General features: G+C 72.3%; 20 protein-coding genes, 1 pseudogene and 2 CRISPR repeat arrays. Of the genes and pseudogenes, 12 read left to right on the top strand and 9 right to left on the bottom strand.

The features are described from left to right. The first annotated feature begins 286 nt into the window (after positions 1-286). Positions 287-2,206: a CRISPR direct-repeat array (repeat unit 29 nt; unit sequence CTGCTCCCCGCGCACGCGGGGATGGTCCC). Between the two features lie 207 nt (positions 2,207-2,413). From cas3 to cas2e, 8 genes are all read left to right on the top strand, one after another. Next, complete coding sequence (gene cas3, locus RM479_RS15955; protein WP_311512511.1) at positions 2,414-5,281, top strand: CRISPR-associated helicase Cas3'; 2,868 nt, start codon at positions 2,414-2,416, stop codon at positions 5,279-5,281. After that, a complete protein-coding gene (casA, locus tag RM479_RS15960; protein ID WP_311512512.1) occupies positions 5,271-6,989 on the top strand; it encodes a type I-E CRISPR-associated protein Cse1/CasA in 1,719 nt (572 codons plus the stop codon). Before cas3 ends, casA begins: the two co-directional genes overlap by 11 nt. Before the next feature lie 22 nt (positions 6,990-7,011). Then, positions 7,012-7,662 carry a type I-E CRISPR-associated protein Cse2/CasB gene (gene casB, locus RM479_RS15965; protein WP_311512513.1) on the top strand — a complete coding sequence of 217 codons (651 nt, stop codon included), beginning with the start codon at positions 7,012-7,014 and terminating at the stop codon, positions 7,660-7,662. Between the two features lie 133 nt (positions 7,663-7,795). After that, the gene (gene cas7e, locus RM479_RS15970) at positions 7,796-8,983 is read left to right on the top strand and encodes a type I-E CRISPR-associated protein Cas7/Cse4/CasC (protein ID WP_311512514.1); all 1,188 of its coding nucleotides are present in this window, start codon (positions 7,796-7,798) and stop codon (positions 8,981-8,983) included. Continuing rightward, positions 8,980-9,690, top strand: coding sequence for a type I-E CRISPR-associated protein Cas5/CasD (gene cas5e, locus RM479_RS15975; protein ID WP_311512515.1), 711 nt, complete (start codon positions 8,980-8,982; stop codon positions 9,688-9,690). Before cas7e ends, cas5e begins: the two co-directional genes overlap by 4 nt. Further along, a complete protein-coding gene (cas6e, locus tag RM479_RS15980; protein ID WP_311512516.1) occupies positions 9,690-10,424 on the top strand; it encodes a type I-E CRISPR-associated protein Cas6/Cse3/CasE in 735 nt (244 codons plus the stop codon). The genes cas5e and cas6e overlap by 1 nt, the downstream gene beginning before the upstream one ends. Continuing rightward, a complete protein-coding gene (gene cas1e, locus RM479_RS15985) occupies positions 10,421-11,368 on the top strand; it encodes a type I-E CRISPR-associated endonuclease Cas1e (protein WP_311512517.1) in 948 nt (315 codons plus the stop codon). The genes cas6e and cas1e overlap by 4 nt, the downstream gene beginning before the upstream one ends. After that, on the top strand, positions 11,365-11,715 hold the full coding sequence (gene cas2e, locus RM479_RS15990) for a type I-E CRISPR-associated endoribonuclease Cas2e (protein ID WP_274807997.1): 351 nt from the start codon (positions 11,365-11,367) through the stop codon (positions 11,713-11,715). Before cas1e ends, cas2e begins: the two co-directional genes overlap by 4 nt. Positions 11,716-11,815: 100 nt before the next feature. Continuing rightward, positions 11,816-13,308: a CRISPR direct-repeat array (repeat unit 29 nt; unit sequence GTGCTCCCCGCGCACGCGGGGATGGTCCC). Positions 13,309-13,472: 164 nt separating this feature from the next. Here cas2e and RM479_RS15995 read toward each other — a convergent pair. The 7 genes from RM479_RS15995 to RM479_RS16025 all read right to left on the bottom strand — a co-directional run bounded on the left by RM479_RS15995 (position 13,473) and on the right by RM479_RS16025 (position 19,660). Then, positions 13,473-13,694, bottom strand: coding sequence for a hypothetical protein (locus RM479_RS15995; protein WP_311512518.1), 222 nt, complete (start codon positions 13,692-13,694; stop codon positions 13,473-13,475). A 65-nt stretch (positions 13,695-13,759) separates the two neighbouring features. Then, a complete protein-coding gene (locus tag RM479_RS16000) occupies positions 13,760-15,034 on the bottom strand; it encodes a cytochrome P450 (RefSeq protein ID WP_311512519.1) in 1,275 nt (424 codons plus the stop codon). A 119-nt stretch (positions 15,035-15,153) separates the two neighbouring features. Beyond that, the gene (locus tag RM479_RS16005; protein WP_311512520.1) at positions 15,154-15,435 is read right to left on the bottom strand and encodes a hypothetical protein; all 282 of its coding nucleotides are present in this window, start codon (positions 15,433-15,435) and stop codon (positions 15,154-15,156) included. Positions 15,436-15,462: 27 nt separating this feature from the next. Further along, the gene (locus RM479_RS16010) at positions 15,463-15,864 is read right to left on the bottom strand and encodes a four-helix bundle copper-binding protein (protein ID WP_311512521.1); all 402 of its coding nucleotides are present in this window, start codon (positions 15,862-15,864) and stop codon (positions 15,463-15,465) included. An 80-nt stretch (positions 15,865-15,944) separates the two neighbouring features. Then, the gene (locus tag RM479_RS16015; protein ID WP_311512522.1) at positions 15,945-17,987 is read right to left on the bottom strand and encodes a CocE/NonD family hydrolase; all 2,043 of its coding nucleotides are present in this window, start codon (positions 17,985-17,987) and stop codon (positions 15,945-15,947) included. Between the two features lie 23 nt (positions 17,988-18,010). Next, positions 18,011-19,303: an ATP-grasp domain-containing protein gene (locus tag RM479_RS16020; protein ID WP_449590051.1), complete on the bottom strand. Its 1,293-nt coding sequence runs from the start codon at positions 19,301-19,303 to the stop codon at positions 18,011-18,013. Positions 19,304-19,441: 138 nt separating this feature from the next. After that, positions 19,442-19,660, bottom strand: coding sequence for a hypothetical protein (locus RM479_RS16025; protein ID WP_311512524.1), 219 nt, complete (start codon positions 19,658-19,660; stop codon positions 19,442-19,444). A gap of 445 nt (positions 19,661-20,105) precedes the next feature. On the opposite strand from RM479_RS16025, the gene RM479_RS16030 reads away from it, so the two are divergent. The 3 genes and pseudogenes from RM479_RS16030 to RM479_RS16040 all read left to right on the top strand — a co-directional run. Further along, entirely contained in the window at positions 20,106-21,233 is a 1,128-nt protein-coding gene (locus RM479_RS16030; RefSeq protein WP_311512525.1) for an SDR family NAD(P)-dependent oxidoreductase, read from the top strand. Positions 21,234-21,811: 578 nt separating this feature from the next. Continuing rightward, complete coding sequence (locus RM479_RS16035) at positions 21,812-22,894, top strand: glycoside hydrolase family 5 protein (RefSeq protein ID WP_397222320.1); 1,083 nt, start codon at positions 21,812-21,814, stop codon at positions 22,892-22,894. 89 nt (positions 22,895-22,983) lie between these two features. After that, positions 22,984-23,233, top strand: a pseudogene (locus RM479_RS16040) (transposase); the annotation flags it as partial. Positions 23,234-23,244: 11 nt separating this feature from the next. Here RM479_RS16040 and RM479_RS16045 read toward each other — a convergent pair. Both RM479_RS16045 and RM479_RS16050 read right to left on the bottom strand, forming a co-directional pair. Further along, on the bottom strand, positions 23,245-24,198 hold the full coding sequence (locus RM479_RS16045; protein ID WP_311512526.1) for an aldo/keto reductase: 954 nt from the start codon (positions 24,196-24,198) through the stop codon (positions 23,245-23,247). Between the two features lie 89 nt (positions 24,199-24,287). After that, on the bottom strand, positions 24,288-25,100 hold the full coding sequence (locus tag RM479_RS16050; RefSeq protein WP_311512527.1) for a DUF3592 domain-containing protein: 813 nt from the start codon (positions 25,098-25,100) through the stop codon (positions 24,288-24,290). Positions 25,101-25,216: 116 nt separating this feature from the next. On the opposite strand from RM479_RS16050, the gene RM479_RS16055 reads away from it, so the two are divergent. Beyond that, positions 25,217-26,689, top strand: coding sequence for a hypothetical protein (locus tag RM479_RS16055; RefSeq protein WP_311512528.1), 1,473 nt, complete (start codon positions 25,217-25,219; stop codon positions 26,687-26,689). Positions 26,690-26,724: the final 35 nt, after the last annotated feature.

The raw sequence follows: 26,724 nt of genomic DNA on the forward strand, positions 1-26,724 counted from the left end.
CGGGCTCCGGCCATCCGGAAACGGCGAGGATCGCTACTGAACGTGTGCGGAGAGTCTCCGAGTGGTGCACAATGAAGGCGTCGGTGTTCCCTTCCTGGAACTTTCACGCACCGACGGACCCCGGGGGTGCTCAGCGCCTCCGGGGTTTTTGCTTTCCGGGGGTTAGGGGGAAGCGAGTGCTTTGGTCATGCATTGTGCATGAAGCGGCTTTTCGGGGTTCGTGTCTGATTTCCGAGAAGTTGCAAAATCGCTTGGTTTCCGCTGGAATCTTCCCAGGTCATTTACTCTGCTCCCCGCGCACGCGGGGATGGTCCCCTTCGTGACAGAGGGGGCTCATGGGGCGTATCCTGCTCCCCGCGCACGCGGGGATGGTCCCGCGATGTACAGGCCGCGCCGGCGGGGCATCGCCTGCTCCCCGCGCACGCGGGGATGGTCCCGGCCCCGGCAACGCCTTCGTCGCCGGGGCCGTCTGCTCCCCGCGCACGCGGGGATGGTCCCAACGCCGTGGTCGCCCGGCTACCCACGGGAGCCTGCTCCCCGCGCACGCGGGGATGGTCCCTCCTGACCCACCTCAGCCCGACCGGACCCGCACTGCTCCCCGCGCACGCGGGGATGGTCCCCACCCCGGTCTACCTGGGCAACCTCGATCCGCCTGCTCCCCGCGCACGCGGGGATGGTCCCCAGTGGGTCAGCGCCGCGACCGCGTGGTTGCCCTGCTCCCCGCGCACGCGGGGATGGTCCCCGATCGCCTGGGTCAGCAGCCGGTCGCGCACGCTGCTCCCCGCGCACGCGGGGATGGTCCCGCCCGCCTGAACACGCTCCGCGCCCTGGAATCCTGCTCCCCGCGCACGCGGGGATGGTCCCACGGCCTTGCCGAGGCTGGACACCTCCACCGGCTGCTCCCCGCGCACGCGGGGATGGTCCCGAGGAGTGGCTGCGCCGCTGTGAGGCGAAGGTCTGCTCCCCGCGCACGCGGGGATGGTCCTCCCCGGTGATCACCCCAAGGACCGTGTTCAAACTGCTCCCCGCGCACGCGGGGATGGTCCCCGCCAGCCGGGGTGCAGGGTCTTGAGGGCCGTCTGCTCCCCGCGCACGCGGGGATGGTCCCGGTGACGCCGGCGAGGGTGGCGGCTGCGGTCGCTGCTCCCCGCGCACGCGGGGATGGTCCCGGCCTCCCCGACGAGGACCAGGCCGTCACCGGCTGCTCCCCGCGCACGCGGGGATGGTCCCGGGCTGGCCGCGTTCTGCTTCCAGCCGGCAGGCTGCTCCCCGCGCACGCGGGGATGGTCCCTCCCTCCCGGAGAACAACCCTGACGGCTTCCGCTGCTCCCCGCGCACGCGGGGATGGTCCCAGCTCGCGGAGGAGCGTCCGGAGGTGGCGGCGCTGCTCCCCGCGCACGCGGGGATGGTCCCTCGAATCCCGGGTTCGTGGGATGCTCACTGGCCTGCTCCCCGCGCACGCGGGGATGGTCCCACGAGCCACCTCGGCGTGTGCGTGATCGGCTCCTGCTTCCCGCGCACGCGGGGATGGTCCCGCCACCGTCGACCTGCTGCTGTCCCTGGGGTGCTGCTCCCCGCGCACGCGGGGATGGTCCCATGCGGTCGCTCTCGAACGCCGCGATCTCCATCTGCTCCCCGCGCACGCGGGGATGGTCCCTTCGGGAGGGTGCGCGCGTGCGCGAGCGCGTGCTGCTCCCCGCGCACGCGGGGATGGTCCCTCACGCGGCATCGGGGGCCTCCTCGGGCTTGTCTGCTCCCCGCGCACGCGGGGATGGTCCCACCGCGATTCGGCCCCCGCCCAGGTGCGCTGGCTGCTCCCCGCGCACGCGGGGATGGTCCCCATGACGTAGCCGTTGAGGTCCACCGCGGCGTCTGCTCCCCGCGCACGCGGGGATGGTCCCGGCACGGTCTCCTCGTTGCGGCGCTCCTCGATCTGCTCCCCGCGCACGCGGGGATGGTCCCCAGGAGGGGAAGTACACGCCGGGGCTGGCCAGCTGCTCCCCGCGCACGCGGGGATGGTCCCTGGGAGGGCTACGACTTCGCCCTGGAGCAGCTCTGCTCCCCGCGCACGCGGGGATGGTCCCCGCCACGGCTGTACGGAGGAGAAGTGCCCCGACTGCTCCCCGCGCACGCGGGGATGGTCCCGGCCCCTGACATGAGAAAACCCCGCCCGGAGGCTGCTCCCCGCGCACGCGGGGATGGTTTCGAGTGTGCTTTGGTCATGTCTGGGCTGATCCAGTGCTCCCCGTGCCCAGGGGGTACTGGATCGGTTTCCGTAGATTCGGGGCCCTTCTAGCACGTCTGGCCTGCTTCATGGGGGAGAACCAGCAAGTGGCGGTATGGCCGGATCAGGCCAGCACAGACTTTCGAATTCTCCTGCGGGGGAGGGCCGCAAGGGGCTATCAATGTCCGCATGACCAACGATGGGCGCTCCGAGCCCTGGGCGGCCGGCCTTTCCTCCGCCGCGCGCGTCGTGTGGGCCAAGCACGACTTCGACACCAACGACTGGCTCCCGCTGTACCGCCACATGGCCGACAGCGCCGCCGTCGCCACCCTGCTCTGGGACGAATGGCTCCCTCCCCAGGTCCGCCGCCTCATCGCGGACGCCCTCCCCGGCGGCGAGGACGATGCCCGTCTCCTGACCGTCTGGCTCTGCTGCGTCCACGACATCGGCAAGGCCACCCCCGCCTTCGCCGGCCAAGTCGACGTCCTTGCCGACGACATGCGAGCGAACGGCCTCGCCACACCCTCGCGCAAGCAGCTCCCCGACCACTCCTACGCCCCCCACGGCCTGGCCGGGCAGCTCATCCTCCGGGACTGGCTCGTCACCCGCCACGGCTGGACCGAACGCGCCACCCATCAGCTCACCGTCGTCGTCGGCGGTCACCACGGCGTCCAGCCCACCAACACCGGCATCCTCGCCGCCGACAAACGCCCCGCCCTCCTGCGCACCCCCGGCAACGAGCAGGCCTGGCTCGACGTCCAGCACGAACTCCTCGACGTCGCCGCCGACCGCACCGGCGTCACCCCCCGCCTCGCCGCCTGGCGGGACGCCAAGCTCCCCCAACCCGTGCAGGTCCTGCTCTCCTCCCTCGTCATCACCGCCGACTGGATCGCCAGCAATCCCGACCTCTTCCCCCTCTTCCCCAACGCCGGAACCCGCTCCCAGGACCCCGTCCGCACCCGCGAGGCCTGGCGTCTCCTCGATCTCCCCGCCCAGTGGCGTCCCCGGGAACCCCCAGGAACCCCCGCCGAACTCTTCGCCACCCGCTTCGCCCTCCCCCCGGGCGCCAACCCCCGCCCCGTCCAGGAACAGGCCGTCGAAGCCGCCCGCGCCATGCCCGCACCCGGCCTGATGATCCTCGAAGCCCCCATGGGAGAGGGAAAGACCGAGGCGGCCCTCACCGTCGCCGAGGTCTTCGCCGCCCGTTCCGGTGCCGGTGGCTGCTTCGTCGCCCTCCCCACCATGGCCACGAGCAACGCCATGTTCGACCGCTTCCTCAGCTGGCTGGCCCACGTCCCCGGCATGCCCCAGGAGGCCGCCTCCGTCTTCCTCGCCCACTCCAAGGCCCACCTCAACGAGGACTACCTCGCCCTCATGGGCGGCGGAGTCACCCTCGACCTCGACCGGGACGGGGGCGACGACCGGGACTCGACCTCGCTCATCGCCCACCGCTGGCTGCGCGGCCGGAAGAAGGGCATGCTCGCCTCCTTCGCCGTCGGCACCGTCGACCAGCTCCTCTTCATGGGCCTCAAGACCCGCCACCTGGTCCTGCGCCACCTCGCCCTCGCCGGAAAGACCGTGGTCGTCGACGAGGCCCACGCCTACGACACGTTCATGAACACCTACCTCGACCGCGCCCTGACCTGGCTCGGCGAGTACGGCGTCCCCGTCGTCATCCTGAGCGCCACCCTCCCCGCCCGGCGCCGCCGCGAACTCGTCGCGGCCTACACCGGCGACCACGGCGGCCACGACCACGTCGAACAGGCCCGCGCCCACCCCCTCATCACCACCGCGACCCCCGGCGCCCCGGCGAACGTCCTCGCGCCCCCCGCCTCCGGCCGCGGGACCGACGTCCTCGTCGAACCCCTCGCCGACGACCTCGACACCCTCGGGGCCCGTCTCACCGCCGAACTTGTCGACGGCGGCTGCGCCCTGGTCATCCGCAACACCGTCGCCCGCGTCCACGAGGCCGCCGCCCACCTGCGGGACATCTTCGGCGAGGGCACGGTGACCGTCGCCCACTCCCGCTTCCTCGACCTGGACCGCGCAGCCAACGACGCCGACCTCGTCGCCGCCTACGGTCCTCCCGGCCGAGGCGCGGACCGCCCCGCCAGGCACATCGTGGTCGCCACCCAGGTCGTCGAGCAGTCGCTGGACGTCGACTTCGACCTCCTCGTCACCGACCTGGCCCCCATCGACCTCGTCCTCCAGCGCATGGGTCGCCTTCACCGCCATCCCAGGGGCGACGACCAGGCCGAACGCCCCGAACGCCTGCGCCGCGCCCGCTGCCTGATCACCGGTGTGGACTGGACCACCACACCGCCCGACCCCGTTCGCGGTTCGCGCACGATCTACGGCGCGCACGTCCTCCTGCGCTCCCTCGCCGTCCTGCGCTCCCGCCTGGAAGCGCGCACCGACGCCGAGCGCACCGTCCGTCTCCCCGACGACATCAGCCCCCTGGTCCAGGACGCCTACGCCGATGACGACGCGCTCATCCCGCCCGCCTGGAAGGACGAGGCCGAGGAGGCCCGCACCGCGCACGAGGTCACCCACGTGGTCCGACAGGAGAAGGCCGACGTCTTCCTGCTCGACGAGCCGAAACGCCCCGGACGCGCTCTCATCGGCTGGGTGGACGCCGGTGTCGGTGACGCCGACGACTCGCACAAGGGCCGTGCCCAGGTCCGCGACACCGCCGAGAGCCTGGAGGTCCTGGTCGCCCGCCGTTCCACCGACGGCACCGTCACCACCGTCCCCTGGCTCCCCGACGAGCGTGGCGGCCTGGAACTGCCGACCCACACGGCCCCGCCCTCCGACGCGGCCCGCGCCCTGCTCGCCTCCGCGCTGCGCCTGCCCTACCAGTTCACCGTCGGCGCCGCCATCGACCGGGCCATCGAGGAACTCGAAGCCGACATGGTCCCCGCCTGGCAGACCAAGGACGCCCACTGGATCGCCGGGGAACTCGTCCTGTTCCTCGACGAGAACGACCGGGCCGAACTGGCCGGACACCACCTGCACTACACCCGGACCGACGGATTGAAGGCCACCCGTGCCGAATGACGCCGACACCGCACCGCCCACCTTCGACCTCACCCTGCGCCCCTGGATCCCGGTCCTGCGCGCGAACGGCACCGAAACCGAACTCTCCCTCACCGAGGTGTTCGCCCAGGCCGCCGATCTGCGCCGCCTGGTCGGCGACGTGCCCACGCAGGACTTCGCGCTGCTGCGACTGCTGCTGGCGATCCTGCACGACGCCCTCGACGGCCCGGCGGACCTCGACGCCTGGGAGGAACTCTGGGAGGAGGGGATCCCGGCCGACACGGTCGCCGACTACCTGCACAAGCACCGCGAACGCTTCGACCTGCTGCACCCTTTCACCCCGTTCCTCCAGGTCGCCGATCTGCGTACCGGTAGAGACGAGTACTCCTCACCGGACCCGATCGTCGCCGACGTCCCCAACAACGCCCGGTTCTTCACCATGCGCGCCCTCGGGGCCACGCGTCTGACCTTCGCCGAAGCGGCACGCTGGCTGGTGCACGCCCACGCCTACGACACCTCCGGCATCAAGTCCGGCGCGGTCGGCGATCCCCGGCTCAAGGGCGGAAAGGTCTACCCGCAAGGCGTGGGATGGGCCGGGAACCTCGGCGGGGTGCACGTCGAAGGGGACACCCTCCAAGAGACCCTGCTGTTCAACCTGGTCACCTTCGACACCGGCAAGTCGCATCGCAAACCCCACCTGGACCGGCCCGCCTGGCGCCTGGACCCCGATACCGCCGAACCCCTCACCGGGACCGATGCCGCGGCCCGCCCGCACGGCCTGCGGGACCTCTACACCTGGCAGGCCCGCCGCCTGCGTCTGCATCACGACGGCGCGTCCGTGAACGGTGTCCTCCTCGCCTATGGGAACCCGCTCACCCCGCGCAACCTGCACCAACGCGAGCCCATGACCGCCTGGCGGCGCAGTCCCGCCCAGGAGAAGAAGCTCAAGGAGGCCATCGTCTACCTGCCTCGCGACCACGATCCCTCCCGCGCCGCCTGGCGCGGCCTGGGAGCGCTGGTCACCGGGGAGACCCGGGGGCGAGAGCAGCGCAACGAGGCGGCGGGAGAGGTGATCCCCCGCATCCTCGACTGGTTCGCCCGTTTGGCGTTGGAAGGGCCGTTGAGCAAGGACTCCCTGGTCAGGGTCCATCTCGTCGGAGTCGCCTACGGCACCCAGCAGTCCGTCATCGACGAGATCGTGGACGACGCCGTCGCCATGCCGGTCGTCCTCCTCTGCGAACGGGACGGGGCGCTCGGGCGGACGGCCGTCGACGCGGTCACGGACGCCGAGAACGCCGTCACCGTCCTGGGCGACCTGGCCACCGACCTCGCCCGGGCCGCGGGCAGGGAGACCGATCCGTCGCGGAGCGCCGCCCGTGACCAGGGGTTCGCCGCACTCGACGAGCCCTTCCGCGCCTGGCTCCGTGGTCTGAAGCCGTCGGACGACCCCGGCCACCCCATGGAGCAGCGCCGACGATGGCAGGTCCGGGCGCACCGGATCCTCTCCGAGATCGGCGACGACCTGGTCCGGGCCTGCGGGGAGGCCGCCTGGCAGGGCAGGGTCGTCCACACCTCCCGGGGCGACCTGTGGCTCAACACCTCCCGGGCCGACCTGCTGTTCCGTGCCGGTCTGCGCAAGGTGCTCCCCCTGTCCACCTCCGAGGATCCTGACCCGGATCCGGGCCCGGACGCCCCCGAACCCTCCAACAGCCCCGGCGACGACGCCTGAAACGGACAACGGAGACACAGCGGTGACCACCACGACCACCACCGAGTACATCCACGACCTCCACGACCTCGGGGCCTTCGTCGATGAACGCATCCGTCCGATCCAGGGCGGCTACATGAAGGACCGGCCCGAGGCGGTGGCGATCCTCGCCAAACTGCGCCGGGGCGCGGGCAAACCCCTCACCGCCGTGCCCGAACTGCTCGGCCTCACCCTCGACCACGACTTCTACGAGAGGTTCCCGCCGGGCCACCCCCACATCGACGCCGCCGAGGCCGCCGCGCACGAGGCCCTGACCCTCTACGCCCTGCACCAGCAGTCCAAGCGGGAGCAGGGCATGCACAAGCGCGGACGCGACCTGGGCGGTGCGGTGCGGCGCCTCATGCCGGGCGGCACCATCGACGAGCCCCTGCGCAAGCGCTTCGTCCAGGCCGGGAGCGCGCTGGACGACGGTGTCCGCCTGGACCGGCTCCGGGGCATCGTCAAGCTTCTGCGCGCCTCCGACGTCCCCCTCGACTACGGCCTGCTCGCCGACCAGCTCTACCGGATCCGGGCCTTCAAGACCGGGCCCGCTCGCGTCCGCGCGGAGTGGGGACGCGGGTTCCAGTCCCACCGCCCGCCGGCCGCCGATCGGGAGGGCGAGGCCGGACCGGCGACGGCCCCGACGGACGACTGACGGGACCGCGTCCCTTCCCTCCTCTCCCGAGATCCCCTCTGCCTTCCGCGCGCCGCGCCCCCTGCCCGCACTCGGCGCGGCAGAGCGGAACACGACAGCACCACACCGACGAGACCACGAGGAACCGACGACCATGAGCCGCACCATTCTCGACGTGCACGTGTTGCAGACCGTGCCGCCCAGCAACCTCAACCGGGACGACACCGGAACCCCCAAGACCGCCGTCTACGGTGGTGTCCGCCGGGCCCGGGTCTCCAGCCAGGCGTGGAAGCGCGCCACCCGCCTCGCCTTCGACGCCCTCCTCGACCCCGAGGACCTGGGCACCCGCACCAAGCGTGTCGCCGAGCTGGTCGCCGCCCGCATCGTCGCACTCGAACCCGACGTGTCCCAGGAGGAGGCCCTCGCCCTCGCCGCCGAGACCGTGCAGGTCGCCACCGGCTCCAAGATCGAGGTGCCCAAGCGCAAGGCCGACGCCGCCAAGAAGAAGGGTGAGAAGGAGCCCGCCCCGGAGTCCTCCTACCTCATGTTCCTCAGCGCCCGCCAGCGCGACGGCCTGGCCGCCCTGGCCCTCGAAGGGCGCAAGGACATCAAGGCGTTCCTCAAGGACAAGGACGCCAAGGCCCGCGCCAAGTCCGTCGCCGACACCCACCACTCGGTGGACATCGCCCTGTTCGGCCGCATGGTCGCCGACGGCGCGGACATCAACGTGGACGCCGCCGCCCAGGTGGCCCACGCCATCAGCGTCCACGCGGTGGAGAACGAGTCCGACTACTACACCGCCGTCGACGACCGCAACGAGGACTCCGAGCCCGGCGCGGGCATGATCGGCACCGTCGAGTTCAACTCCGCCACCCTCTACCGCTACGCGGCCGTCGACGTCGACCTGCTGCGCAAGAACCTGGGGGAGGGGCTGCGGGAGGACGAACCCGCCACGGAGCCGCTGCGCCGCGCGGTGCAGGCGTTCGTGCGCGGGTTCGTGGAGTCGTTGCCGACCGGCAAGATCAACACCTTCGGCAACCACACCCTCCCGGACGTGGTGATCGTCAAGTTGCGCGGGTCGCGGCCGATCAGCTTCGTCGGTGCCTTCGAGGAGCCCATCGAGGCTGAGAAGGGCTACCTCGGAGAGGCCTGCGAGAACCTCGCGAACCACATCCGCGATGTCGAGAGCGCCTACGGGGCCGGCGAGGACGTCGACAGTTGGGTGGTCCGCGTGGGAACGCGCACCGCCAAGCTCGCCGACGTCGGCGTTTCCGTCACCCTTCCCGAACTGGTCGAGCAGGTCGGCGAGGCGGTCGTCCGGCGGCAGGTGTCCGGCGCATGAGCGTGCTGCCCCTCGTCCTGGCGGGACCGCTCCAGTCCTGGGGGGCGGCGTCCCGGTTCGCCCGGCGCACCACGGAGAACGCGCCCACCAAGAGCGGGGTGATCGGACTGCTGGCCGCCGCCCTGGGGCGGGAGCGCACCGCGGACCTGTCCGACCTGGCGGCGCTCCGTTTCGGGGTGCGCGTCGACCAGCCCGGGGTGCGGGTGCGTGACTACCAGACGGCCCGGCACCTGGTCACCCATGTTTCGATGCCGGTGTCGGAGCGCTTCTACCTGGCGGACGCGGTGTTCGTCGCGGCGGTCGAGGGCGACCCGGAACTGATCGACGCCCTGTACGACGCCGTTCGGGCCCCGGTGTTCCTGCCCTACCTGGGACGGCGCTCCTGCCCGCCGTCCCGGCCCCTGGACCTGGGCCGGCCTTCGCCCGGCCGGGTGGAGGACGTGCTGAAGGAACAACCGTGGCAGGCCGCCCCCTGGTACCGGCGGCGTTCGCGTAGCCGGTCGCAGGTGGAACTCACCACGCTGGTGGACGCCGAGGGGGGAACGGACGGGGATCTGCTGCGCGATCTCCCCGTGAGCTTCGACCCCGCGCACCGTCGTTACGCGATGCGCGCGGTGACCGCCGATGCGGTGAGGGTGCCCGACCCGGACGCGCGCCGCGAGCGGATACCCGACCACGAACCCCTGCTCGCGCTGGGAGGAGACTGATGTACCTCACCCGATTCCGCTTCAACACCAACAGCTCGGGAGGGCGCAGGCTGCTGTCCTCACCGCAGGTCCTGCACGCCGCCGTGATGGGGTGCTTCCCCGAGATGCTGCCCTCCGAGTCGGGCGGGCCGCGCGTGCTGTGGCGGGTGGACCGCAACGCGCGGGCGGAGGTGTTCCTGTACGTGGTGAGCCCGACCCGGCCACTCATGGACCACCTGGCCGAACAGGCCGGATGGAAAGACCTCGACGACCCGGACCGGGTGTGGAAGAGCCACGACTACGCGGGGTTCCTCGACCGGCTCGCCGAGGGGCAGACGTGGGGGTTCCGGCTCACCGCCAACCCGGTGCACAGCATTCGGCGCAAGGACGGGGAACCCACCAAGGTCACCGCGCACGTCACCCCGCGCCACCAGGCCGGGTGGTTGTTGCAGCGGCAGGACGCGTGCGGGTTCGCGATCGTGCGCAAGAACCCGGATCAGCGGCTGCTGCCGGGTGAGGACGAGTACGAGCTGACCGTGCACGACCGGAACGCGGCGGGGTTCGACAAGCCCGACCCCCGCTCGGAGCGCCAGGGGAAGCGGATGCGGGTGCCGATCGTCAGGGCGACCTTCGACGGGCGGCTCACCGTCACCGACCCCGACGCGCTCCGTCGGGTGCTGTCCTCCGGCCTCGGCCGGGCCAAGGCGTACGGGTGCGGGCTGATGACCCTTGCTCCGGTGGAGGATCGGCGGTGACCGCCACGGCGGGACGGCGCGGGGTCTCGACGCCGTGGGAACTGACCAGGGTCGATGAGCGCATTTCGTTCGTGTACCTGGAGAAGTGCCTGGTGCACCGGGAGGACAACGCCATCACGGCGCAGGACGGCGAAGGCGTGCGCTATCTGCCGTCGGCGACCATCGGGGCCCTGCTGCTGGGTCCGGGCACCCGGGTCACCGACGGTGCGATGAAGCTGCTGGGGGAGTGCGGGGCGACCGTCGTGTGGGTGGGCGAGTACGGGGTGCGCTTCTACGCGGCGGGGCGGGCGCTGACACGGTCGTCGCGGTTGGTGGAGGCCCAGGCCACGGAGTGGGCCAACCCGCAGAAACGGTTGGCCGTGGCACGGGCGATGTACCGGAAGCGGTTCCCGGACCTGGACGTGGAACGGTACGGCCGCCGACAGCTCCTCGGGCATGAGGGCAAGCGTGTCCAGGCCGCTTACCGCGCGGAGGCGGAACGAACGGGGGTGCCCTGGCACGGAAGGCGTTATGTGCCGGGGGACCACGACCGATCGGATACGCCGAACAAGGCGATCACCTCTGCGGCGCAGTGCTTCTACGGGGTGGCGCACGCGGTGACGGCGGCGTTGGGGTGCAGCCCGGCTCTGGGGTTCGTGCACTCGGGTCACGAGCGCGGGTTCGTCATGGACATCGCGGATCTCTACAAGGTGGAGATCGGGATTCCGGTGGCCTTCGAGGCGGCGGCGCAGGGGGACGAGGACGTCGACGGGGTGACCCGCCGGCTGCTGCGGGACCACATCAACAGGAAGGGGCTGCTGAAGCGTTGTGTGGAGGACGTGAAGGAGCTGCTCTTGGGGGACCCGAAAGCGGCCGTGGAGGAGAAGGACGAGGTGGGTCTCGTCGGTGACCGAGGGCTGTTGTTGGAGGCGGGACACAATTACGGGTACGAGGTCGTGTGGTGACGGTTCTGGTACTGACCAACTGCCCGAAGGGGTTGCGGGGGTTGCTGACCCGGTGGCTGTTGGAGATCTCTTCGGGGGTGTTCGTGGGGAGACCGTCCCGGCGGGTGCGTGACCTGCTGTGGGAGGAGGTGCGGCAGTACGCGGGGCAGGGGCGGGCGTTGCTGGTGTACGCGAACGATTCCGAGCAGGGGTTCGGATTCAAGACCTTCGAGCATCACTGGGAGCCGGTCGAGCATGAGGGACTGACTCTCATGAACCGCCCGTCCGAGGCCTCGTCGTCGCCTTCGGTGACTCCGCCGAAGAAGGGCTGGAGCAAGGCCTCGAAGCGCCGCAGGTTCGGCCGCTGATCAGCCCTTGGGTGATATGGGTTTTTTATCCTCGGTGTCTGAATTTCGAGAAGTTGCAAAATCGCTTGGTTTCCATTGGAATCCGCGCAGGTCATTTACTGTGCTCCCCGCGCACGCGGGGATGGTCCCTGCTGGCTGTCGGCGTCGAAGTTGGTCGATGCGTGCTCCCCGCGCACGCGGGGATGGTCCCCAACCGGGCCCGAAACCAGCCCCCCACACCCGGTGCTCCCCGCGCACGCGGGGATGGTCCCTCCCCGAACTCGCGATCGGGCTGGACATGAAGGTGCTCCCCGCGCACGCGGGGATGGTCCCTGTCGGGCGGTGATGTCCGCCCGCGTGTCGTCGTGCTCCCCGCGCACGCGGGGATGGTCCCCCATGATCATCGCCCTCTAGGGGCAGGAAGGAGTGCTCCCCGCGCACGCGGGGATGGTCCCATCGAGGCCGAGGCGTACGAGGTCAGGGCCGGGTGCTCCCCGCGCACGCGGGGATGGTCCCACGGTGAACCCGGCGTCGCGTAGGGCGGCCTCGTGCTCCCCGCGCACGCGGGGATGGTCCCGCCGAACCCCTGACCGCCGACCAGTTCGACACGTGCTCCCCGCGCACGCGGGGATGGTCCCGACCTGATCCGGGCGATCACCCGCCCGACGGGGTGCTCCCCGCGCACGCGGGGATGGTCCCGAGGTCCGGCGCTCCATGACCATCGTGCTCACGTGCTCCCCGCGCACGCGGGGATGGTCCCTCCAGGAGAGCGGCCGGGCCGAGGTGAACGGTGTGCTCCCCGCGCACGCGGGGATGGTCCCAGCGGCGGCCGCACCCCCAAAGCACGCCGCACGTGCTCCCCGCGCACGCGGGGATGGTCCCCCCGCCCGCGCCGAGGCCCGCCTGGCCGCCGAGTGCTCCCCGCGCACGCGGGGATGGTCCCGTCATCGGCGCTGTCCAGGCCATTGCGGGCGCGTGCTCCCCGCGCACGCGGGGATGGTCCCCGAACTTGCCGTCGGCCAGGTGCAGCTGCACGGTGCTCCCCGCGCACGCGGGGATGGTCCCTTCGCGAGCGCCTTCTTGTTGCCCAGGACCAAGTGCTCCCCGCGCACGCGGGGATGGTCCCTCGATCGGGCGTCGACGCCCGCGCTGGCAGTCGTGCTCCCCGCGCACGCGGGGATGGTCCCACGCCGGGGTCGAGCTGGGCGACGCCGCGCAGGTGCTCCCCGCGCACGCGGGGATGGTCCCGGCTCCTGAGGGGCCCTCCTGACCGGGTGGCGGTGCTCCCCGCGCACGCGGGGATGGTCCCGGAGATGCCATGTCCCGAACGCCCCGACTGCGGTGCTCCCCGCGCACGCGGGGATGGTCCCCAGCCGACCTCGCCGGTGGGACGCTGCGCAGCGTGCTCCCCGCGCACGCGGGGATGGTCCCGACCTGGTGCAGATCGTCCGCACCGCTTTCGAGTGCTCCCCGCGCACGCGGGGATGGTCCCGCATCCGCGCACTCCACGTCGAAGAGGGGTGGGTGCTCCCCGCGCACGCGGGGATGGTCCCAGGTCGAGCATCTCGACGGGACGCTCTGCGGCGTGCTCCCCGCGCACGCGGGGATGGTCCCCGGTTGTAGGCAAGGACGACGGCGGCGATGACGTGCTCCCCGCGCACGCGGGGTGACGCACCGGGAGGGGCTCCGTCGCCGGTGAGGGTGGGGCGCCCTCGTCGGGGTCCGGGCGAGACGGGAACGGTCCCCGCCCGTCTCCGGGCGGGGACCGTCGGTGCGGGTCAGACGCCGCCCCGTTGGCCGGGCGGGCCTTCCTCGTCGTCCGGGTTGAGCGACTCGCCGGTGCTCCGGTTCCAACCGGTCGGGTACTTCCTCCGTTCCTCGGTCGGCTCATCGGAGCGGGGGACCCTCCGATCGTCCGCCAGGTTGCGGCGGACCACCAAGATCACCAACAGGACCACCGCCACCAGCAGAACCGCGGCGATCACCCATGCCCATTCCATCCTCGTCACCCCTCTCATCTCACGTGCGTCGGGGACTCACCCCAGGTGAGTCCCTCCGATTCCGTTCACGGTGCCCCCTCGGGCGAGAACCGCAGGGCGGTGTGGTCCAGCAACGCCGGTACGTACGCCGACACCAGCGGGGCGGCGTCGAGGCGCGTCGGCCTCCCCCTCCGGGTCAGGGCCCGCAGGAACAGCGACGTCGTCGCCAGCACCACGTCCCGGCCCGGACACTCGGCGGGGCCGTGGCTGAACGGCACCAGCCCCGGTTCGGCCTCGGCGCGTCCGTCCAGCCAGATCTCCGGGGTGAACGCGTCGGCGTACGGCAGCCGGGGGTCGCGGTGGAAGTACGAGCTCACCACCACGAACGCCGTCCCCTCCTCGAACGTCATCCCCCGCCACTCCGTCGGCCGAACGCCCTCCCGCAGGATGGCCAGCGTGGTCGGCCACAACCGCACCGACTCCTGGACCGTGGCCGCCAGCCGGGCCGGGTCCGCCACGATCCCCTCGAAGTCCGTGTTCTCCGCGTTCAGCAACGCCAAGGCGCGGAACGAGGCGATGGCCGTGGCGTCGAAGGCGAACAGCCAGTGCGCGACCTGGTCCTCCGGCCGCACCCGAGCGTCGTCGGGGAGTCGCGCGGCCAGACTCCCCGGCTCGGCGTGGTCGATCCCCTCGCGGACCCGGTGCAGGAACTCCTCGCGGGCCTTACGGTCGATCGGCATGGCGTAGGACCAGTCGGCGCGAGAGCGCAGATGCCGTAGCAGGGCGGTGGTCAGGTGGTCCGTGGCCGCCCACGAACCGAAGATCACCCGCCGGGCCAGGGCGTCGAACGACGCCGAGAACCGCGGCCAGTCCAGCGCGTTCGCATCCCCGAGCGCGTGGAGCAGGACCTCGGCCTCCTCCTCGACGTGGGCGGACAGGGTGTCGATGTCGGGGTGGACCCGCCCCGTCGCCAGTGCCTGCTCGTTGGCCTCCCGACGGGGCTCGCGCGCGTCCGAGTCGGACGCCAGGACCCCGTGCGGCTGGAAGTGCGCCAGTGCCCCCCGTTTCTCCCGGCCCACCGGTGAGAACGGGTCCGGTGTCCCCTCCAGGAGTCGGCGCACGTCCTCGGGCGCCAGCACGATCGCCATCCGCCGGCCCGCGATGTTCAGCGGCAACGGCCCGTCGCCGTGCCGTTCGCGCAACTCCCGCAGGAGCGCGCTCAGCCTGTGGTCGGTTTCCAGGGCGGCTGCCGCCGCCTCCCACCGGGGTCGGCGGACGATGACCCCTCTGGCCACCAGGGTCGACAGCAGCGGGAGTAAACGCATCGTCTCCATCGGGGCGGGCGCCCGGGTCGTGGCCATCGTCTTCCTCACCTTCCGCATGTGTTCGTGCACGAGGCGACTACCCCGAAGCCCGGAGAGCGAACATGCCCGCTCTCGGGCTCCGGTCCGCTACGCGTCCGCCCGGGTTCTCGTTCCCCTCACCTGGTCGGGGGGTCGCCTCCCTCCGGCGGCGGCCCGTCGTCGCCCGCCGGTCCTTCCCCGGGGTCCTTCCGGGCGCCGCCCGCGCCCGGGCTCTGATCCCAGCCGGTCGGGTACCTGCGGCCGTCCGGACGCTCCTTCCAGTAGTCCGGCGAACGCACCGCCCGCTGTTTGCGGATGGTGTCCCGGCGGATCACCCAGATCACGAAAAGGATCACCAGGACCGCGATCGCCACGGTCGCGACGACCCCCAGGGGTCCTGCCGGTACCGACGTCTCCATGGGTTCCTCCCGCCCTCGACGTGCCGCTCACAGTGCCGCGAGGAGATCGCGGCACGCGTCCTCGCAGCGGCGGCACACCTCGGCGCACACCCGGCAGTGCTCGTGGTGTCCGGCGTGCCGCTCGCATTCGTCGCCGCACCTGCGACAGGCCTGGGCGCAGGCCTCCAGGACCGTCTTCAGGAGTGCGTCGTCCCGTGCGGTGCGGCGGGACAGCAGGCGGTGGGTGGTCTCGCACAGGTCCGCGCAGTCCAGGTCCGAGCGGACGCACGCGACGAGGTCGGCCACGCCCTCCTCGCCCAGGCAGGCGTCCGCGCACAGGGTGCACGCCTGTGCGCACTCGCCGCACGCCTCGATGCAGGCCCGCACCTTCTCCCCGACCCCCTCGGGGTCCTTCGGGTGGGTGCGCGTCATCTGTTCGATCGTGTTCATGTCTTCCCCCTCGGAACGTGAACGGTGATCGTGGTGCGGGTCGGTCCGGAGTCGCGGTCCCCGGCCGCCCCTCCGTGGTTTCACAGCAGGTCGCGTGGGATCGTCTCCGTCCATTGACGGGAGAAGATCCGCTTCTCGTCCTCGTAGGCGTCGAGCGTGGCGTGGACCCGGAACGCGGTCTCGGTGCACTCCAGCGAGGTGTGCGTCTCGGTGCGGGTGCGCCAGTCCCCCCGCGCGAACCGCATGGTCCAGGTGGACTCGCCCTTGGCCGAGGTGAAGTCCCCGGCCACCGATTCGTAGTGCTCGTAGGCGCGCCGTCCCACGTCCAGGTCGATGTCGTCGAAGTGCAGGATGCCCCCGTCCTTGACGATCTCCAGCGACGACCGGGTTTCCACCATGTCCCGGTGCACCGACCAGCTGTGTTCGGGCGTCTCATGCCGGGAGGTCGTGATCTCGGGGGCCGACTCGGGTTCCTCGAAGGGCCGGGGGTCCGGCTCCTCCCCGGGGGGCACGGGACGGACCGGCAGGGTCAGGGTGCTGTTCTCGGGGTGGACGGTCAGCAGGAACGGTCGCGGCGGCGGCCAGGCCAGTGGCCAGTACGAGGTGGACACCGACAGCCGGATCCGATGGCCTGCGGGGAACGCCTGCGCGACCCCGTTGAGGACGACCCGTACCCGTTGGCGTTCGCCGGGCGGCATCGGTTCGGGTTCGGCGTGCCCGTTCCGGTGGGTGAGGTTGAGCAGGCCGTAGGTGACGCGGGTCGCGGCGCCGTCGGGCGCGACGTCGCACAGTCGGACGGCGACCATCGCCACGGGCTCGTCGACGGACACCTCCAGTTCCACCTCGGCGGCACCGAGGATCTCGACGGGTTCCCGCAGCACGGCGGTCTCGAAGACGAGGGATCCCCCGTCCTCCTCGCGCTGGTCGTAGGGCAGGTCGGGCGGGGCGTTGTAGGAGGCCCACTTGCCCGCGAACTGGCCGACGGTCAGGGGTGAGGACACGCTCAGCGGCTCTCCGGTCACCTCGTTCCCGTTCGGCGTGAGCTCGTCGGGGGTGAGCAGCCGGTACGCCCCCAGCCCGAGCCCGGTGCGCTCGATCCCGGGGGAGGGCCACCGGTCCTCGCGCACCCATCGGCCGGGCCGTTCCTCGTAGGAGGTGGCGGGGCGGACGCTGTCCTGCATCCAGGCCCACAGGGAGGGACCCTCGTCCACGCCGTTCTCCACCCCCTTGAGCCAGTGGTCCAGCCAGCGGATCACCTCTTGCAGGTAGCCGATGGCCGGTCCGGGGCGGCCCATGTGGGGGTAGCGGTGCGACCAGGGGCCGATGAGGCCCCGGCGCGGGACCCGGAGGTTCTCCAGGACGCGCAGGACCGCGTTGGAGTAGCCGTCCGCCCATCCGCTGGCGGCCAGCACGGGGCACTCCACCCGTTCGGGGTCCTCGCCCACCGAGGCGTGCCGCCAGTATGCGTCCCTGCGTTGGTGGCGCAGCCATTCCAGGACCCAGGGGCGGTTGGCCTCAAGCCGTTCGAGCCACATGTCCCGCCACCGGTCGCCCGTGGTCATGGGGTCGGGCGGGCAGGTGCCGGCCGCGAACGTGGTCCCGGCCTCGGCGAGGTTGTCCGACAGCAGGCAGCCGCCCATGTAGTGGAAGTCGTCGTCGTAGCGGTCGTCGGTGAAGGACGTGATGACGATGGCGCCCAGGCTCGGCGGTCGGCGGGCCGCCACCTGGAGCGCGGCGAACCCGCCCCAGGACAGGCCCATCATGGCGGTCGTGCCGTCGCACCAGGGCTGTTCGGACAGCCAGGCCAGGACCTCCTCGGCGTCCTGCTGCTCGCGTTCCAGGTACTCGTCGGTGAGCACGCCCTCGGAATCCCCGGTCCCCCTCAGGTCCACGCGCACGCACGCGTAGCCGTGACCGGCGATGTAGGGGTGGTGCATCGAGTCGCGCACGGCGGTGAGATCACGCCTGCGGTAGGGGATGTACTCCAGGACCGCCGGGACCGGGTCGATCTCGCTGGAGACCGGGAGCCAGGCGCGTCCGGCCAGGCGCACCCCGTCGGACATGGGTATCCAGAAGTGCTCTTCCGTTCGGATCTCGTACGGCAGGGTTTCGACCACCCGCATCGAAGCTCCTTTCGTCGATGTCCTCAGCGTTCGTCGGCTGCGGGCGACTCCTCGAACTCGAAGGTCAGTTCCTCCACGCACCGCTCGTACTTGGCGAGCATCTCGTTCTCGTCGGCCCCGCCGATGACGATCTTGGCCAGCTCGTAGCTGTAGCTGTCCTGGGCCCACAGTTCGGAGAGTCGCAGTCCTTCCCGGGGGACCACGCGGATCCGCACCCCGGGGACGGTCTTCTCCACCATCGCGATCTCCTCCGGCGTCGGCACACGGCTCACGAAGCCGTCGGAGAACCGGCGCAGGTACCACTCGGCGGCCACGGGGTACTCTCCCGAGATCCCCTCGGGCAGGACGGGCGCCTCGCCGAGACCGAGTCGGAGCATGCGCTCGTGGTCGGCGGCACCGTCGACCAGCTCGAACAGCGGCGCGTGCGTCTGTGAGTGGCGGGGGTTGACCTCCAGGACCCGCAGGTCGTCCTCCACGGGGTCGTAGAAGAACTCGACGCTGAACAGCGAGTTGTCCAGTCCCAGCTTCTCCATCACCCGGGTGGCCACCGACGCCATGCGTCGCCGCACCCCCTCGGGAAGGGTGGAGGGGTACTGGTGGCGCAGGAACACCGGGCTTCCGGGGTAGTCGACCGAGTCGAGGGTGGCGTAGACGACGGCCTCGCCGTTGTACGTGTACCCCTCGACGGCGGCCTGGAGTCCGTGGAGCGCGCCTTCGGCCAGGCAGGAGTTGCCGCCGGCCTCGGCGATCTCGGACGGCAGGTCGATGCGCTGGAGGATCTGCTCGAAGGGATGCCCCATCTTGCCGACGCCCTCGCGCAGCGACTCGATCGCCTCGTCGAAGTCCTTGTCGTTCTCGATCCGGAAGGCGAGTTCGGAGGAGGCGGACTTCACGGGCTTGAGCCAGAAGGGATAGCCGGGCTCGGCGGGAGGGGCGGGGTCGTTCAGGTCCACGAGGGAGAAGGCGGGGTACTCGTCGACGACCTCGCTCTGGAGCAGGCGGCTCCAGTACTTGTGCTCGCATCGGACGACGGATTCGAGGGTGGCGGAGGGCAGGCCCCGCGGGGCGCACAGGATCGGCACCAGGAGGGTCACGGGGAAGTCCCAGTAGCCCACGATGGCGTCGACGGTCCCGTCGAACCCGTTCAGGGTCCGTTCGGCGTCGGCGAGGATCTTCTCGATGTCCAGCCGCTCGGAGCGGAGGTCTTCCAGCGTCGACAAGGCGTGGAAATCGCATCGGCTGCCGGTGGGGGTCCGGCGGAGGATCTCATGATTGTGGTCGTCCAGTCCGAGGACGAACACGTTCTTCCGCTTCATGGTCATCTTTCTGTTCGTCTCATGGTCGCCACCCCCGCACGAGGAGGCATCCGGTCCTGGGACCGTGGGACGACCACTACCCGAAGGTCACCGGACCAATCGCCGGTAACGGATTGGTATCGGGGGAAAGGTCGGTTTTTACGTCCGGGCGGTCGTGGCGGACGGAGAGGCCGGCCCGTGGGGGGAGTGGAGGGCGGACGGGAAGCCCACGAGCGGGGCGTCGCGGGTGGCGGAGGCCGGACCGTCCAGGAGGGTGTTCACCGCCGCCGTGCCGAGACCGCCGGTACCTCCACCGGCGAGCTGGAACGGCGGGTCCGTTCCTTGGCCGCCGAGCGCGTACGGGAGCTGATCGGTCACGAGCGCAGCCATGAGGACCGCGCCGACGTGATGGAGTCGCTGGAAGATCGCCTCGCGGAGTACGAGGGGGGACGCGTGGGGCCGCCGGAGCCCCGAACGCCCGTGGACGACGCGACACCCCGGTCCAGGGGGTGCGATGCGCTTCGAGTTCCGCGAGCACCGGACACCACGGGGCACGGGGACGGCGCCGGTTGATCCGGGGCCCTTCCGTGACGGAGTCCCGGACCCGGCCGGCGACCTTCCGAGGGCCGCCGTGTCGCGCTCGGCCCGCCGACCAACCCGGGGCATGGGTTCGCCCATATGTTCCCGCTCGCGGTTTCCACCGCGTGACGCCGGGTAGCCGTACTCCCACGCCCTTCGGGGCGGACCGGCGGACCGACCGGGGGGCGGACCCGCGGGAGGAACGGCGTCCCGTGCCGGAGGTCGTGACGGACGGAGGATGCGCATGACCCGAGAAAGAACGTCCTCGATCCCGGCCCCGACCAGGGCGGGCCGGCCACGGAGGGCCGGCCTCGCGCGACGCGGCCCGGCGCACCCGGTCCGCGCGCTCGCCCTCGCCGGGGGAGTCGCCCTCGCCGGGGGAGCCGCCCTCGCGGGCCGTCGGGCCCGGTCGGGGCACGAACCCGGGCTGGTCGGACGCACCGCGCTGATCACCGGCGGTTCCCGGGGACTCGGACTGCAACTGGCCCGGGAGTTCGGCGCGCGCGGTGCCTCCGTGGTCGTCTGCGCCCGCGACGCCGAGGAGGTGGACCGGGCCGTCGAGGACCTGCGCGGGCGGGGTGTCACCGCCCACGGCGAACGGTGCGACCTCACGGACCCCGAACAGGCCCGAGCGCTGGTCGGACGCGCCGTCGCACACCTCGGCCACCTGGACTTCGTGGTGAACAACGCCGGCATCATCCAGGTCGGCCCCTACGAGGTGTTCTCCGAACGCCATTTCCACGAGGCGATGGACACGATGTTCTGGGCGCCCCTGCGGGTCTCCCTGGCCGCGTTGGAACCGCTGCGGCACAGCGGTGGCCGGCTGGTCACCATCACCTCCATCGGCGGTCATCTGAGCGTGCCCCACCTCCTGCCCTACAGTTGCGCGAAGTTCGCAGAGGTGGCGCTCTCCGAAGGGCTGGCCGCCGAGGCGGCGCGCACGGGCGTCGGCGTCACCACGGTGGTACCGGGGCTCATGCGCACGGGCTCCCATCGGGCCGCCGTGTTCGTCGGCCGCCCCGAGCGCGAGTACACGTGGTTCTCCCTCGGTGCGGGACTGCCGCTGGTGTCGGTGGGCGCCGAGCGCGCCGCCGCCCGCATCGTGGAGGCCGCCGCGCGGGGGCGGGGCCACGTGGTCCTCACCCCGTTGGCCCGCCTGGTCATCCTGAGCCGGGGGATCTCCCCGGCCTTCGTCCAAGGGGTGACCCGTCTCATGGCGGCCGTGCTGCCCACGGCCCCGGCCCACCCGGAGGAGCGCAAGGGCGCGCAAGCCGACCACGGGGCGTTGAACACGCTCATCAAGGCACCGACGGTGCTCAACGAACGCGCCGGGCGGCGTCTCCACCAGGACCGCCCGGCATCGCGCCGATGACCCGCCGTCCGGCGATCGTCGCACGGGCCGCGGCCGAGGCCACGTCGGCGAGGACCGGGAGGGTCCCCTCCGGTACGCGAACGCACCACCGCCCCGGCTTCGGGGCCGAACCCATGGGGGTGACGCGCGCGGTCGCGTCGCCCTCCCGACAGCACGGAGAAGACATGCACACGGTGAGTCCGCATCGATCGCGCTATCCCGACCCGGTACCCGAGCGGCCCATGCCCCCGGACCCGTTCCCGCCCGTCCCCGCGCCCCCGCCCGGACCGCCCCGGCCGGGACCGGATCCCGAGCCTCCGGGCCCCGGTCCCCTCCCCGAGCCGCCCGGACCCGAACCCGAGCCCGAACCCGCTCCGGTCTGACCCGCGCCGGGGCGCCCGCGAGCGCGCCCCGGCCGCCCCGCCGGTGGTGCGGGAGCGCCCGCCGGGGCGGGGGCCGTCTGCGGTGAATTCGTTCGGTAAGGGGGATTGACCCGAGCGTGACGGCGTTCTAGGTTTCCGGAACAGGAAGGATTCCTTCTGGTTCGGTGCGGCCCCGGTCCCGGTCGCATCGGGCCGCCATCCCCGCCGGAGGACGCCGTGCCCCACCACGCCCATGCCCCGAGTCCCCAGGCCGGCCGCACGGCCAAGGCCGCGATCCTGCTCCTCGGCCTGGCCCTCACCGCGGCCGTCATGAGCGTCGCGCGCGGCCCCGCCGCCACCGACCTCACCGCCGCCGCGGACCCCGCCCCCGCCGCCGCGACCCCGGTCGGAGAGCACGGACGACTCCAGGTGTGCGGTCTCAAGCTCTGCGACGAGGACGGCCGGCAGGTCCAGCTCACCGGCATGAGCTCCCACGGCCTGCAATGGTTCGACCACTGCCTCACCGACTCCTCCCTGGACACCCTGGCCCACGACTGGCGGGCCGACGTCCTGCGCGTGTCGATGTACATCCAGGAGGGCGGCTACGAGACCGACCCGCGCCGGTTCACCGACCGGGTCCACGAACTCATCGAGGAGGCCACCGAACGCGGCATGTACGTCATCGTCGACTGGCACATGCTCAGCCCGGGCGACCCGAACCACAACCTCGACCGGGCCCGCACCTTCTTCGCCGAGATCGCCGACGCGCACGCCGACAAGGACAACGTCCTCTACGAGATCGCCAACGAGCCCAACGGCGTGCCCTGGTCCTCCATCAAGGGCTACGCCGAACAGGTCATCCCGGTGATCCGGGCCGAGGACCCCGAGGCGGTCGTGCTGGTCGGCACCCGCGGCTGGTCCTCCCTGGGACTGTCGGAGGGCTCCGACCACACCGAGATCACCGCGGACCCGGTCGACGCCGACAACATCATGTACGTCTTCCACTTCTACGCGGCCTCGCACACCTCCTTCCACCGGGAGGGCTTCCGGTCCGCCGCGCGGGAGCTGCCGCTGTTCGTCACCGAGTTCGGCACCCAGGAGTACACCGGCGACGGCCCCGACGACTTCGCCTCCGCCCAGGCCTACCTCGACCTCATGGAGGAGGAGGGGATCAGCTGGGTCAACTGGAACTTCTCCGATGACTTCCGCTCCGGCGCGGTCTTCCGGACCGGCTCGTGCGGCTCGGGGGACTGGAACTCGCTCAAGCCCGCGGGGGAGTGGATCAGGGACCGTATCCGGGAGAGCGGTACGGCCGCCTGACCTCCCTCGCACACGGGCGGGACGCGCCCCGCCCCCGCCCCGGGTGCCCGGGGCGGGGGCGGATCCTCCCGGCCGGGTCGGCCCGGACCCGGGCCGACCGCGCCCGCCTCGCCAAAGCGCGGCGTGCGCCGGCCCGCAAGGCCGAGGGGTCGGCGAACCGGGCCCGGGCACGCCGTGAGGTGGCGCGGGTGCACGCGCGGATCGCCGACCGGTGCCCGGATTTCCCGCACAGGCTCACCACTCGTCTCGTCCGCGACGACCGAGTGGTCGTGATCGAGGATCCGACCGTGCGCGTCATGGTCGGCGAACCGCACCCTGGCCCGCGCCATCAGTGATGCCGTCCGGTCGGGTCAGGCCGCGGATGCCTCGGTCAGCAGGGCGGTGGACTCCTCGTCCAGCACCAGTGAGCCGACCGCCAGCAGGTCCGCCAACTGCTCGGGGTCGCGGGCGCTGGCCAGCACCGAAGCGACCGCCGGCCGGTCGGCCAGCCACGCCAGCGCCACGGCGCCCTGCGCGACGCCCAACCGCTCCGCCACCGTGTCCAGGGCGGTGAGGACCCGCAGCGCCCGCCCGTCCTCCAGGAACGCCGAGGCCCGGCCCGCCCGCGGACTGTCCACGGCCGGGCCGCCAGGCCGGTACTTGCCGGTGAGGAAGCCGCGCGCCAGCCCGTGGTACGGCAGCAGGGCCAGCCCGCGCTCCCGCGCCAGCGGCACCAGCCCGTCCTCCGCGCCCCGTTCCAGCAGGCTGTAGTGCGGCTGGACGCCGACCGGGGCGTGCAGCCCCCGGTCGGCGCAGATGTCCAGCCAGGCGCGGATGCGGTCGGGCGTGTAGTTGGACAGGCCGATGTGCCGGATCTTCCCCGCGTCCACCAGCTCCGAGAAGGCGCGGGCACTCTCCTGGAGCGGGGTCGCGGCGTCGTCGAAGTGCGCGTAGTACAGGTCGATGGCGTCCACGCCCAGCCGCTTACGGGAGGCGTCCGCGGCGGCGTGGACGTTCGCCGCCGACAGGCCCCGGAACTCGGGGTGCTCGCTCACCTTGGTGGCCACCACCAGGCCCCCGGGGCGGCCCCGGTCGGCCAGCCAGCGCCCGATGACGGTCTCGGACTCCCCGCCCCGGTGGCCGGGAGCCCAGGCGGAGTAGCCGTCGGCGGTGTCCACGAAGGTGCCGCCGCCCGCGACGTAGTCGTCCAGGACACGGAAGGAGGTCGGCTCGTCCGCGGTCCACCCGAACACGTTCCCGCCCAGGCACAGCCGGGAGACGCGCAGGTCGGAGTCGCCGAGGCGGCGGGGCTTGACGTCGTTCATACTCACCACGGTTCTCACGGGGGTGGATGCTGCCGCGCACAGGCTAGAGCACCGTTCGTCCCCCGGCCAGTGTGCCGGTCCCGCCCGGATCAGCGGGCCCCCGGGTTGGCGGGGGTCTGGAGGGTGATCTCGTCCTCGTTGCCCGGCAGATAGTGGACGGTGACCACCCGGCCCGTCTGGAGGGACGTCGACAGCCGGGCGGGCATCCGCTTGACCGTGCGGGTGTGGAAGACGCCACCGTCGGGCCGGGTCACCGCGACCTCGACGTCCATCTCCGGGTCGCCGTTGACCAGGTTGCCGGTCGGGCGGACGTCGGTGATGACGCCCTGGGCGGCGATCCCGTGTGCGGCGATCTCCAGCGCCCGCGGGGTGGTCAGCCCGGCCCGCAGCATCACCGCGTTGAACGCCGCCTGGGCCGCCGCCGGGTCGCCGCCGCGGTCGAGGACGACCACGCCGGGGCGGTCGGGGCGGTAGCGGACCGCCAGGGTGGTGCCCGGCTCCAGCTTGCCGATCTCGGACGGGTCGAGCAGTTCCCTGGCCACGCCCGTGAACCGGTGGCCCTCCGGCGTCTCCACGTCCAGGGTGATGGCGATCTGCGGGATGTCGTTGACGGTCAGCCCGGTGCGCCGCCGGTCGGTGACGGTGCCGACCGCGATGGGGGCGTTCGCCATCTCCTTCCCGCCGCCCAGGCCGGACAGCGCGGAGGCGATCCTCAGGGGAACGAAGGACGTCACCAGCAGGACGACACCGGCGATCGCCATCCCCATGTACGTCTGCCAGGGGCTGAGGAACCCGTCCGCCGGGGCGCTCAGCCCGAGCCACAGGTACCCGCCGAGCAGGCCGAGCCCGACGACCACCTCGATGACGAACACCAGACGCAACACCGTTCTCACCACGGACATGGGACGCCTCCTCGGCGGTCGATCTCTCTGTCGCCCACAGTCCACACCGCCGCCTCTGCCTACCGATCCCAGGTTCGGGCCGGAACCGGAGCTTCCGCCCGGGGTATCGTCGTCGCGTGTCGCAGATCCCCCACCAACGACTCCGCCCCCGGTCCCAGGTCGTCGACCTGGCCTGGCGCGCGCTCGGGTCCGGCCTGGAACCTCTCAGCGGACCCGACGGCGCACCGCTCACCCGCACCGTCAAGCTCATCCTCCTGCCGCTGGTGCTGCGCCCGGTCCTGCGCCCGGAACTGGCCGGCGACCTGCTCACCGCCGAGGGAGCCGAGGCCGCCGCCGGGCTGCTGCGCGACGACGGACCGCGCCTGGTCGCCACCGCCCGCTGGTTCACCCTGCTCAAACGGGTGCGCCGGACCTTGAAGGTGGTCGACGGCAACCCCCAGGACCTGTACTTCCAGCGTTGCTACGAACTCGCCACCGAGCACGGGGACCCCGACGGCCCGGGGGCGCGGGACGTCGCCCGCGCCACCGTCGAGGAGATGGCCGACCGCGGTGACCGCACGGTGGCGGCGCTGCGCGAGCACCTGACCGACCCCGTGCGGTCCCGCGCCGTGGCGGACGCCCTCTCCCGGTCCTGGGCGCACCGCACCCCGCCGCCCCGCCCCGTCGCCGCCTTCGGTCCGGGGGACGCCTTCGCCTGGGCGGACGCACCCGTACCGACGGCCCCCGGCGGGCCCGCGGAGGGGCCCGGACCGGAGGGCCCGCCCGCCTCGGGCGCGGCGGCCCCCGAGCCTGCGGCGCTGGCACTGGCCGACGCCGTGCTGGACGGCTGCCCCGATCCCGGTTCCGGGGCGGCCGGTGCGGCGTTCGAGAGGCTGATCGCGCAGGACCGTGGGAGCGGTCTGGGCACCGCGCTGTGGGACGGGCCCGACCCCGCCTGGGGCCGCCCCGACGCCCCCGCGCACCTGGGCCTGACCGACCACCCTGTGCCCCCGGCCCCGACCGTGGGCGCCGGCGCCTCCACCACCTCCCTTCCCGCGCCCCTGGACCGCAGTGTCTACGAGCGGGTCTTCACCCTGCTGCGCGCCCCCGGACACGATGACCTGCCGCCCGTCCCCGACCTGGTGGCCGCCGAGGCGGACCGCGCCTGCGCCCCGCTGGGCCTGGACGACGAATCCCTGCGCGTCGCCCTCCTGGTCGGCGGGCGGCTCGCCGTGGGCCTGGACCCACTGGGGTCCGACCCCGGGCCCACCGTCGCGCACCGGATCATCGACCGGCGATGGCGGCGCGAGTCCTCGGTGTCCCGGGCCCGCCGCGCGACCGTCGACCCCACGGCGACGGAGGGCCCCTTCGCCGACCTCGCCCGTACCCTGCGCGCCCCCTGGGCCGCCTACGTCCGCCGCCTGTGGGCGCGCCTGCACGGCCGCGACGCCCACGGGGCGCCCGTGGGGGACGCCGACGAACTGTGGGCCCTGCTGGACGGCATCGCCTATTCGGTGCTGCGCGATCATCGCGCCCGCGTGCGCGCCGTGCTGCGCTCTTCGGGCGTTCCCGAGGCCGCCGACCCCACCACCTCCGGGAGTGCCGCTTGATCACCTCCCCCTTCGACGTGTTCCGTTTCCGTACC

The sequence above is a fragment of the Nocardiopsis lambiniae genome, assembly GCF_031845465.1.
Classification (GTDB): Bacteria; Actinomycetota; Actinomycetes; order Streptosporangiales; family Streptosporangiaceae; genus Nocardiopsis; species Nocardiopsis lambiniae.